8 protein-coding genes and 1 pseudogene are annotated in these 10588 nt (G+C 66.8%); 5 read left to right on the top strand and 4 right to left on the bottom strand.

Annotation, left to right across the window (positions count from 1 at the left end):
- Together Q7J26_RS11500 and Q7J26_RS11505 are read right to left on the bottom strand one after the other, a co-directional pair.
- A pseudogene (locus Q7J26_RS11500) lies at positions 1 to 596 on the bottom strand (F0F1 ATP synthase subunit alpha); the annotation flags it as partial.
- A 77-nt stretch (positions 597 to 673) separates the two neighbouring features.
- On the bottom strand, positions 674 to 1228 hold the full coding sequence (locus tag Q7J26_RS11505; RefSeq protein WP_304936563.1) for a F0F1 ATP synthase subunit delta: 555 nt from the start codon (positions 1226 to 1228) through the stop codon (positions 674 to 676).
- A gap of 265 nt (positions 1229 to 1493) precedes the next feature.
- Here Q7J26_RS11505 and Q7J26_RS11510 point away from each other — a divergent pair, with 265 nt between their 5' ends.
- The 3 genes from Q7J26_RS11510 (at position 1494) to Q7J26_RS11520 (ending at position 4120) form a co-directional block, all read left to right on the top strand.
- Entirely contained in the window at positions 1494 to 2402 is a 909-nt protein-coding gene (locus tag Q7J26_RS11510) for an endonuclease/exonuclease/phosphatase family protein (protein WP_304936564.1), read from the top strand.
- Between the two features lie 112 nt (positions 2403 to 2514).
- Positions 2515 to 3342 (top strand): TerC family protein, encoded by an 828-nt coding sequence (locus tag Q7J26_RS11515; protein WP_304936565.1) that lies wholly within the window; start codon positions 2515 to 2517, stop codon positions 3340 to 3342.
- Between the two features lie 4 nt (positions 3343 to 3346).
- A complete protein-coding gene (locus Q7J26_RS11520) occupies positions 3347 to 4120 on the top strand; it encodes a glutaminyl-peptide cyclotransferase (protein ID WP_304936566.1) in 774 nt (257 codons plus the stop codon).
- Positions 4121 to 4199: 79 nt separating this feature from the next.
- Here Q7J26_RS11520 and katG read toward each other — a convergent pair whose 3' ends face one another.
- On the bottom strand, positions 4200 to 6470 hold the full coding sequence (katG, locus tag Q7J26_RS11525) for a catalase/peroxidase HPI (protein WP_304936567.1): 2271 nt from the start codon (positions 6468 to 6470) through the stop codon (positions 4200 to 4202).
- A 143-nt stretch (positions 6471 to 6613) separates the two neighbouring features.
- Here katG and Q7J26_RS11530 point away from each other — a divergent pair, with 143 nt between their 5' ends.
- Positions 6614 to 7513, top strand: coding sequence for a hydrogen peroxide-inducible genes activator (locus Q7J26_RS11530; protein WP_304936568.1), 900 nt, complete (start codon positions 6614 to 6616; stop codon positions 7511 to 7513).
- A 114-nt stretch (positions 7514 to 7627) separates the two neighbouring features.
- Positions 7628 to 9001 carry an NAD-dependent succinate-semialdehyde dehydrogenase gene (locus Q7J26_RS11535; RefSeq protein WP_304936569.1) on the top strand — a complete coding sequence of 458 codons (1374 nt, stop codon included), beginning with the start codon at positions 7628 to 7630 and terminating at the stop codon, positions 8999 to 9001.
- A 78-nt stretch (positions 9002 to 9079) separates the two neighbouring features.
- Here Q7J26_RS11535 and acnA read toward each other — a convergent pair.
- Positions 9080 to 10588, bottom strand: a 1509-nt coding sequence (acnA, locus tag Q7J26_RS11540) for an aconitate hydratase AcnA (protein WP_304936570.1), incomplete at its 5' end; no start/stop codon positions are given.

Raw genomic sequence — 10588 nt, forward strand, 5'->3', positions numbered from 1 at the left:
TCGCCTTCCGACGTCGCGGCGGCGTTGGTGCTCTTCTGGTTCAGAATGGTGTCGATGGCGACGGCGGTCTTGCCGACCTGACGGTCACCGATGATCAGTTCGCGCTGGCCGCGGCCGATCGGGATCAGGGTGTCGATGGCCTTCAGCCCGGTCTGCATCGGCTCGTGGACCGACTTGCGCGGGATGATGCCCGGCGCCTTGACGTCGACGCGGCGACGCTCGGTGAACTCGATCGGGCCCTTGCCGTCGATCGGCTCGCCCAGCGGGTTGACGACGCGGCCCAGCAGGCCCTTGCCGACCGGCACGTCCACGATCTCGCCCAGGCGGCGCACGTCGTCGCCCTCGGCGATCTGGGCGTCGGCGCCGAAGATCACGGCGCCCACGTTGTCGCGTTCCAGGTTCAGGGCCATGCCCTTGACGCCGGCCTTGGTGAACTCGACCATTTCGCCGGCCTGGACATTGTCCAGACCGTGGATGCGGGCGATGCCGTCGCCGACCGACAGCACGCTGCCGACGTCGGAGACATCGGCTTCGACGCCGAAGTTGGCGATCTGCGACTTGAGGATGGCCGAGATTTCAGCGGCGCGGATGTCCATAACGGGCTCTCTGTTCTTCAGTCTTTATGCGGGTGCGCCGATCAGGCGCGCTTCATTCTTGTGTGCGGGGAGCAGGCTTACGCCCGCTTGAGGGCGAACTTCATCTGGTCGAGCTTGGTCTTCAGCGAGGCGTCGAACAGTTTCGAGCCCACCTTGACCTTCAGGCCGCCCAGGATAGCCGGATCGACCCGCGTGGTCAGTTCCGGCGCCTTGCCAAGGCTGGCGTTCAGAGCGGTCTTGATCGCGGCCAGCTGCTTGGCGTCCAGCGCCTGAGCCGAGACGACCTCGGCGGCGACGATGCCGGCGTGTTTGGCGTAGCGGGCTTCGAACCCGGCGATCACGCTGGGCAGATCCTTGGCGCGATGGTTCTGGGCCAGCAGACCCAGGAAGTTGGCGGTCGTCTGTTCGAACTTGGCCTTGGCGGCGATGGCGGTCAGGCCCTTGGCCTGATCCTCGGCCGAAATGACCGGCGAGGTCGCCAGGCGGCGCAGGTCGGCGCTCTCGATCCAGGCGGCCTTCAACGACGTCAGGTCAGCGCGGACGGAGTCCAGGCGGCCGGTTTCCAGCGCCAGATCAAACAGCGCCTGTGCGTAGCGATCGCCGACTTCCGTCGTTCTGAAATCATCAGCCACTGATTAGGGTCCGAGGTCGTTGTGTCAGGGTCGCGACCGATTGCGAGGCTCGCAACGGTCAAAAGCTTGAAATGCTTGCGGAAAGCACGACAGAGGCCGTATTCGCGAATACGCCCCCTTCAAGCCGGGCGCCTGATAGCACGGGGTTTTGCTGCTCGCAACATTGCGTGAAGGGGTGATGAAGCCGCACCCTGTCGCATAAGGTGTCGCACCCCGGTCATCCCTCCATGTGAAACCCAGGCCTGACCTGCCGACGAGAGCCGAGATGAAACCGTTCCCCCTGCTGATCGCCGCCGCCTGCGCCCTTTTGGCGCCCTGCGTCGCCGCCCCGTCGAACACCCAGGCCGGGACCGTGACTGAGGGGCAGACGCCCCCCGCAGACGCCGCCCGCCCGGTGCGGATGATGAGCTACAATATCCGCTATGACGCGCCCGACGACACGCCGAACTGGGCGCAGCGCCGCCCGCACATGGCGCGCCAGATCGCCTTCTTCGATCCCGACATCCTCGGGGTTCAGGAGGCTCTGCTTCCGATGGTCGCCTATCTGGCCGAACAGGCGCCGGCCTATGATCATTACGGCGTCGGTCGCGACGACGGCGCCCAGGCCGGCGAGACGACGACCCTGTTCTGGCGTCGCGCCCGGTTCGAGACAGTCAGCGCCGAGACCCTGTGGTGCTCGCCCACGCCGGATCGGCCGTCCAAGGGCTGGGACGCCGCCCTGCCCCGCACTGTGACGCGGGTCGTGCTGCGCGACCGGGCCAGCGGCCGGCTGCTGGACGTGCGCAACGCCCATATGGACCACGTCGGCGCGGTCGCCCGCGAGCGCTGCGCCGCCCTGGCCTCCGACCTGGCCCCGGCGACGGTCGAGGGGGTGACGGCGGCGGTGGTGCTGATGGGGGATTTCAACGCCGGGCCGGACACCGCCCCCTATGACCGCGTCCTGGCCGCCGGCCTGCGCGACGCCCGCGCCGTCAGCCCCGTCGTCTTCGGCCCCGCCGGCACCTATAACGACTTCGACATCGCCAAGGACAATGACGGCGTGGCCATCGACCATGTCTTCGTCGGCCCCGGCCTGTCGGTCGAACGCTACGCCGTCCCGACCGATTCCTTCGCCGGCCAGGTGATTTCGGACCATTTCCCGGTCGTGGTCGACATCGCCCCGGACAGGCGGTGATTGCCAGATGGAGGCCAGGGGTGCGACCATTGCGCCGCACCCGGGTGCTTGATCGGAACCTGCGGCGGCCCTAGCGCTTTCCGCTCAAGCTTTTTCCCCTCTAGGACCTCTCATGCTCGACAGCATTACGCCCCTGCTCTCCGACCCGGCCGCCTGGGCCGCGCTGGTGACGCTTATCGTGATGGAGGTCGTGCTCGGCATCGACAACCTGATCTTCATCTCGATCCTGTCGAACAAACTGCCCGAGCATCAGCGCCAGAAGGTGCGCCGCATCGGCATCGGCCTGGCCCTGGTCATGCGCCTGGCCCTGCTGTCGATCATCGCCTGGCTGGTCGGCCTGGTTCAGCCGGTACTCACCGTCATGGGCAATGAATTCTCGTGGAAGGATCTGATCCTGATCGCGGGCGGCCTGTTCCTGGTCTGGAAGGCCACCAAGGAAATCCACCACACCGTCGATCCCACGCCGACCCATGACGTGATGGATAAGAAGGATGTGATGATCAACAACGCCGGCGCGGCGATCTTCCAGATCATCCTGCTGGACCTGGTCTTCTCGATCGACTCCATCCTGACGGCCGTCGGCATGACCGAACACCTGCCGATCATGGTGGTGGCGGTCCTGGTCGCCGTGACCGTCATGCTGCTGGCCGCCGACCCGCTGGCCAACTTCATCAACGAGAACCCCAGCGTCGTCATGCTGGCCCTCGGCTTCCTGCTGATGATCGGCATGGTACTGATCGCCGACGGCTTCGGCTATCATGTGCCCAAGGGCTATATCTACGCCGCCATGGCCTTCTCGGCCGGGGTCGAGGCCCTGAACATGATGGGTCGCAGCTCCGCCACGAAGAAGGAAAAGGCCACGGCCGCCCGCGCCCAGGCCAACCAGGCCGAGGCCCGCGCCAAGAAGGCCGAGGCGGAAGCCGCCGCCGAGCAAGCCTGATCCGATGACCCGCCTGTCGTTACGCCTCGCCGGCCTCGTCTCCGGCCTGCTGCTGGCGACAGGCGGCGTCCTTCCGGCCCGGGCCGAGGTTCCGGTCCAACCCTATGAAGTCGTCCGCGCCTATCCGCACGACAAGACGGCCTTCACCGAGGGCCTCTTCTTCCATCAGGGGGCGCTGTACGAAAGCACCGGCCTGTACCCGTCCTTCATCCGCCAGGTGCGGCTGGAGACGGGCGAGGTCCTGCGCCAGCGCGACCTGCCGACCGTCTATTTCGGCGAGGGCATGACCACGCTGAACGGCAAGCTCTACAGCCTGACCTGGCGCAACCACATCGGCTTCATCTGGAAGCTGGACGACTTCTCGCCCCTGGGCGGCTTCTCCTATCCGGGCGAGGGCTGGGCCCTGACCACCGACGGCCGGCGCCTGATCATGAGCGACGGCACCGACCAGCTGCGCTTTCTCGATCCCGACACCCTGGCCGAGACCGGCCGCGTCTCCGTCACCGCCGACGGCGAGCCGCTGGATCAGATCAACGAGCTGGAGTGGATCGACGGCGAGGTCTTCGCCAACCTGTGGCAGACCAACCGCATCGCCCGCATCGACCCCGAAACCGGGGTGGTGAAGGCCTTCATCGACCTGACGGCCCTGGTCCCCCAGGATGCGGGTCTGGACCCCAATGACGACGTCCTGAACGGCATCGCCTGGGACGCCGACGGCAAACGCCTGTTCGTCACCGGAAAACGTTGGCCGCAGCTGTTCGAGATCAAGCTGCGCTGAACCGTCGCCGCCGCGTCAAACAACAAAAAGGGCCGGACGCCTGCATGCGTCCGGCCCTTCTTCGTCTCTGCGGCTGAGATCAGGCTTGCAGGTCGAAGCGGTCCAGGTTGCTGACCTTGGTCCAGGCCGCGACGAAGTCCTCGACGAACTTCTTCTGGGCGTCCGCGCCGGCATAGACCTCCGCCAGGGCGCGCAGCACCGCGTTCGAACCGAACACCAGATCGACCCGCGTGCCGGTCCAGCGCAGCTCGCCAGTCGTGCGGTCGCGGCCGTCGAACAGATCCTGAGCCGACGAAGAGGCCGACCACTTCACGCCCATGTCCAGCAGGTTGACGAAGACGTCGTTGGTCAGGGCGCCCGGCCGTTCGGTCAGCACCCCATGGGTCGCGCCGCCCACATTGATGTTGATGGCGCGCAGCCCCCCGACCAGGACCGTCAGTTCGGGCGCGGTAAGCGTCAGCTTTTGCGCCTGGTCGATCAGCAGGGCTTCGGCGGACACCGCATACCGGGCCTTCTGATAGTTGCGGAACCCGTCCGCGACCGGCTCGAGATAGGAGAAGGACTCGACGTCGGTCTGGGCCTGGGTGGCGTCGGTGCGGCCCGGTGCGAAGGGCACGGTCACGTCATGACCCGCCGCCTTGGCCGCCTGCTCCACCCCGGCGTTACCGGCCAGCACGATCAGATCGGCCATCGAGATCTTTTTGCCGCCGATCTGCTCCTGGTTGAAGGCCAGCTGGATATGCTCCAGCGTCTTCAGCACCTTGTCCAGTTGCTCAGGCTGGTTGACGGCCCAGTCCTTTTGCGGCGCCAGGCGAATGCGCGCGCCATTGGCGCCGCCCCGCTTGTCCCCGCCCCGGAAGGTCGAGGCCGAACCCCAGGCCACGCCGACCAGTTCGGACACGGTCAGGCCCGAGGCCAGGACGCGCGCCTTCAGGGCGGCGACGTCGCCGGCGTCGATCAGCGGATGATCCACGGCGGGCACCGGATCCTGCCAGACCAGTTCCTCCTTGGGCGCTTCCGGGCCGATATAGCGCGAACGCGGACCCAGGTCGCGGTGGGTCAGCTTGAACCAGGCGCGCGCGAAGGCCTCGGCGAAGGCTTGCGGATCCTGAAGGAAACGACGCGAGATCTTCTCGTATTCCGGGTCGACCCGCAGCGACAGGTCGGTGGTCAGCATGGTCGGCCGACGCTTCTTGGACGGATCATGGGCGTCGGGGATGATTTCTCCGGCGTCCTTGGCCACCCACTGGTGGGCGCCGGCGGGCGACTTCTCCAGCTCCCATTCGAAGCCGAACAGGTTCTCGAAGAAGAAGTTGCTCCACTGGGCCGGGGTCTGGGTCCAGGTGACTTCCAGGCCGCTGGTGATGGCGTCGCCGGCCTTTCCGCTGCCGAAGCTGGAGGCCCAGCCCAGGCCCTGCGCCTCCAGGCCCTCGGCCTCGGGCTCAGGCCCCACATGGTCGGCCGGGCCGGCGCCATGAGTCTTGCCGAAGGTGTGGCCGCCGGCGATCAGGGCGACCGTCTCCTCGTCGTTCATCGCCATCCGCGCAAAGGTGTCGCGGATGTCGCACGCCGCGGCCAGCGGATCGGGATGACCGTCCGGCCCTTCCGGGTTGACGTAGATCAGGCCCATCTGCACGGCGGCCAGCGGGTTTTCCAGATCCCGCGTATGGGTGACGCCGTCGTCGTGGTCGTCCATCACCAGCACGCCTTCGTCGGCCGGCTTCTCGACCCCGTGCGAGCCGCGAGAATAGCGTTCGTCGCCGCCCAGCCAAGTCGTCTCACGACCCCAATAGACGTCCTGATCCGGCTCCCAGGTGTCCTCGCGACCGCCCGCGAACCCGAAGGTGCGGAAACCCATGGTCTCCAGCGCCACATTGCCGGTCAAGATCAGCAGATCCGCCCAGGAAATGCTTTGGCCGTACTTCTGCTTGATCGGCCACAGCAGGCGGCGCGACTTGTCGATATTCACATTGTCCGGCCACGAGTTCAGCGGCGCGAAACGCTGCTGGCCCCGGCCGCCGCCGCCCCGTCCGTCCTGGACGCGATAGGTGCCGGCGCTGTGCCAGGCCATGCGGATGAACTGCGGCCCGTAGTGGCCGAAGTCCGCCGGCCACCAGTCCTGCGAATCCGTCATCAGCTGGCGCAGGTCGTTCTTCAGCGCCGTATAGTCGAGCTTGGAAAAGGCCTCACGATAGTTGAACGTCCCGTCCAGCGGGTTGGATCGCGTCGAATGCTGGTTCAGCAGGTCGGTGCGAAGCTGGCCCGGCCACCAGTCGCGGTTCTGGACGCCGCCGCCGGCCGCCGGCTCGGTTTTCGCGCCTGAGAACGGGCATTTGGCTTCACTGGTCATGATGGTTTCCCTGCTGAATCGGCGCGCAACCGCACGCCCGTCTCGATTAGCCGTGTTACTGTCAGGGATATTGGACACGCCTCTTAAAATAAATCCAATCGATTATCTTTGCTCTCAGCATAGGTTCGGCCTATCAGGCCCAAATGCTCCCCACCCTGCGTCAACTCCAGTATCTGAAGCTTCTGGCCGAACACGGCAGCTTCTCCCGCGCCGCCGAGGCCGCCCACGTCAGCCAGCCCGCCCTCAGCGCCGGGGTGCAGGAGCTGGAGCGGATCCTGGGCGCCCCCGTGGTCGAGCGGGCGCGCGGCGCGGTCATCATGACTGCTGTGGGGGCCGAGGCCGTGCGCCGGGCCGAGGACGTGCTGGCCCGGACCGAGGATCTGGTCGAGGCGGCCAAGAACGCGGGACGGATGCTGTCGGGCAGGTTCCGCCTGGGCGTCATCCCGACCGTCGCCCCCTTCCTGCTGCCCGCCAAGCTTCCGTCGCTGAAGGCGGCCTATCCCAGCCTGAAACTCTATATCCGCGAGGATCTGACCCCGCGTCTGATCGCCGCCCTGAAGGCCGGCCAGATCGACGCCGCCGTCATCGCCCTGCCCTATGAGGCGCCGGGCATCGAACACGCCCGGATCGGCGACGACGAAATCATGGCCGCCGCCCCCCACGACCACGCCCTGGCCGCGCCCGGTCCGATCCGCCCTGGTTCGATGCGGGCCGAGGACCTGATCCTGCTGGAAGACGGCCACTGTCTGCGCGACCACGCCCTGGCCGCCCTGGACATCGAAGCCCCCCGCGGCGACGACGTGTTCGCCGCCACCAGCCTGCACACCCTGATACAGATGGTCGGCTCGGGGCTCGGCGTCTCCTTCCTGCCCCGGATGGCGGTTCAGGCGGGCCTGGCCGACAACCCCTCGGTCGTCATCCGCCATTTCGAGAACCAGGCCGACGGCGTGCCGCCCCACCGCGAAATCGTCGTCGCCTGGCGCGCCGGCTCCAGCCGCGCCGCCGAGGCTCGACTGCTGGCGGAAGCGCTCAAGCTGGACTGACGACGGTCTCGCCGACCGCCGAAATCGGGCAACCGCCGCCAAGGCCGCACGTTCCCTATCCTGATGTAACGGACCGACGCCTCCCCCCGTCCGGTCGAAATCACAGGACGCCCCATGGCCTATCGCACCCTCAACCCCTTCACCGAACAGATGTTGGAGGAGTACCCCGAACACAGCGACGACGCTGTCGAAGCCGCCCTGGTCAAGGCTGACTCCGTGTTCCACTCCGACTGGTCGCAGGGCGACATCCAGCCCCGCGTCGCCGTGCTGAAGTCCCTGTCGACCCTGCTGACCGAGAACCGCGACAGCCTGGCCCGCACCATCGCCGAGGAGATGGGCAAGCCCCTCGCTCAGGGGCAGGGCGAAATCGACCTATGCGCCGGCATCGCCGCCTATTACGCCGAAAAGGCCGCCGACTTCCTCAAGCCCCAGCCCATCGACAGCGAGCTGGGCGAGGCCTGGGTCGAGTTCCATCCCGTTGGCGTGCTGCTGGCGGTCGAACCGTGGAACTTCCCCATCTATCAGCTGATCCGCGTGGTCGCCCCGGCCATCGCGGTCGGCAATCCGGTGCTCTACAAACACGCCGGGATCGTGCCCCGATGCGCCGCCCGCTTCGCCGAACTGGTCCGGGAAGCCGGCGCGCCCGAGGGCTTCGTCGCCAACCTCTACATCTCCTCGGACAAGGTCGCCGAACTGATCGGCGACGACCGCATCCAGGGCGTGGCCCTGACCGGGTCGGAGGGCGCGGGCGCCAAGGTCTCGGCCCGCGCGTCCGAAATGCTGAAGAAGTCCACGCTGGAACTGGGCGGCAGCGACGTCTTCGTGGTGCTTGACGACGCCGACATCGAAAAAGCGGTCGCGGCGGGCGTCGAAGGCCGCCTGTCCAACGCCGGCCAGGTCTGTACCGCCTCCAAGCGTTTCATCGTCCAGAAGTCCGTCGCGGACGCCTTCACCACCGGCTTCGTCGAGGGCATGAAGTCCGCCGTCATGGGCGACCCGCTGGACGCGTCCACCGTCCTGGGTCCGCTGTCGTCCAGGGACGCGCTGGAAACCCTGACCAAACAGGTCGACGAAGCGATCCAGCACGGCGCCCAGGCCGTCATCGGCGGCAAGCCCGCCGACCGGACCGGCTTCTTCTACGAACCCACCGTCCTGACCGACGTCGCGCGCGACAACCCCGCCTTCTATCAGGAGTTCTTCGGCCCGGTGGCCCAGGTCTTCGTGGTCGAGGACGACGACGCGGTCGTGGCCTTGGCCAATGATTCCCGCTTCGGCCTGGGCGGCTCGATCTTCTCGGGCGACACGACCCGCGCCCGCAAGCTGGCGTCGCGGATCGAGACCGGCATGGTCTTCATCAACACCACCACGACCTCCATGCCCGAACTGCCGTTCGGCGGCATCAAACGCTCGGGCTTCGGCCGCGAGCTGGGCGATGTCGGCATCAAGGAGTTCGTGAACCGCAAGTTGGTGGTCGTCAGCGCCGGCTGACCCGCCGCTTATCGGCAAGGCAAAAGGGCCGGCGGATCGCTCCGCCGGCCCTTCTTGTTTTCAGCGAACGTCGCTGGATTATTCGGCCGCGATCGGGGCCTCGGTTTCGGGGCCGCGGGCCAGGTTACGCAGCACATAAGGCATGACGCCGCCGGCCAGCAGATAGTCCAGCTCGGTCTGGTTATCGATGCGGCAGCGGACCGGGAAGCGGGCCATCTTGCCGTCCGACGGGCGGAACAGTTCGACCCACAGGTCCTGACGCGGCTTCAGCTTGCCGATATTGACGTCGGTCAGACCGCGGATGGTGACGATCTCCTCGCCGGTCAGGCCCAGCTTCTGCCAGCCGTCCTGTTTGAACTGCAGCGGCACCACGCCCATGCCGACCAGATTCGAACGGTGGATACGCTCGAAGCTTTCAGCGATGACGGCGCGAACGCCCAGCAGGCGCGTGCCCTTGGCCGCCCAGTCGCGCGACGAGCCGGTGCCGTATTCCTTGCCGGCGAAGACGACCAGCGGCCGGCCTTCCGACTGGTAACGCATGGCCGCGTCATAGATCGACATGGTGTCGCCCGACGGGAAGTGCTTCGTGACGCCGCCCTCGATCTCGGGCGTGATCCGGTTCTTGATGCGGATGTTGGCGAAGGTGCCGCGCATCATGACTTCGTGGTTGCCGCGACGGGCGCCGTAGCTGTTGAACTCAGCCGCCTCGACGCCGTGGTGGGTCAGATAGACACCGGCGGGCGAGGTCTTCTTGATCGAACCGGCCGGGGAGATGTGGTCGGTGGTGATCGAGTCGCCGAAGATGGCCAGGACGCGCGCCTCGACGATGTCCTGGACCGGGGTCAGATCCATCGACAGGCCTTCGAAGTAGGGCGGGTTGGCGACATAGGTGGAGCTGTCGTCCCACTCATAGGTCTGGCCGCCCGTGACCTTGATCGCCTGCCAGTGCTTGTCGCCCTTGAAGACGTCCTTGTAGCGTTTGGCGAACATGGCCGGGGTGACCGACTTCTTCTGGATGTCGGCGATCTCCTGCGAGGTCGGCCAGATGTCCTTCAGGAAGACGTCGTTGCCCTTCTTGTCCTGACCGATCGCATCCTTAGTGATGTCGATCCGCATCGAGCCAGCGATGGCGTAGGCGACGACCAGCGGCGGCGAGGCCAGATAGTTGGCCTGGACGTCCGGGTTCACCCGGCCTTCGAAGTTGCGGTTGCCCGACAGGACCGAGGTCGCGACCAGGGCGTTGTCGTTGATCGCCTTCGAGATAGCCGGATCCAGCGGGCCCGAGTTGCCGATGCAGGTGGTGCAGCCGTAGCCGACCAGGTTGAAGCCCAGGGCGTCCAGGTCCTTCTGCAGGCCGGCGTCGGTCAGATAGTCGGTGACGACCTGCGAACCGGGGGCCAGCGAGGTCTTGACCCAGGGCTTGGCCTTCAGGCCCAGGGCATGGGCCTTGCGCGCCACCAGGCCGGCGGCGATCAGGACCGACGGGTTGGAGGTGTTGGTGCAGGAGGTGATCGCCGCGATCACCACGTCGCCATGGGTGATCTCGTAGTTCTTGCCGGCCACCGCCGCCTTGGTGCCGACGTCGTT

The organism is Brevundimonas sp. (genome assembly GCF_030656255.1).
GTDB lineage: Bacteria > Pseudomonadota > Alphaproteobacteria > Caulobacterales > Caulobacteraceae > Brevundimonas.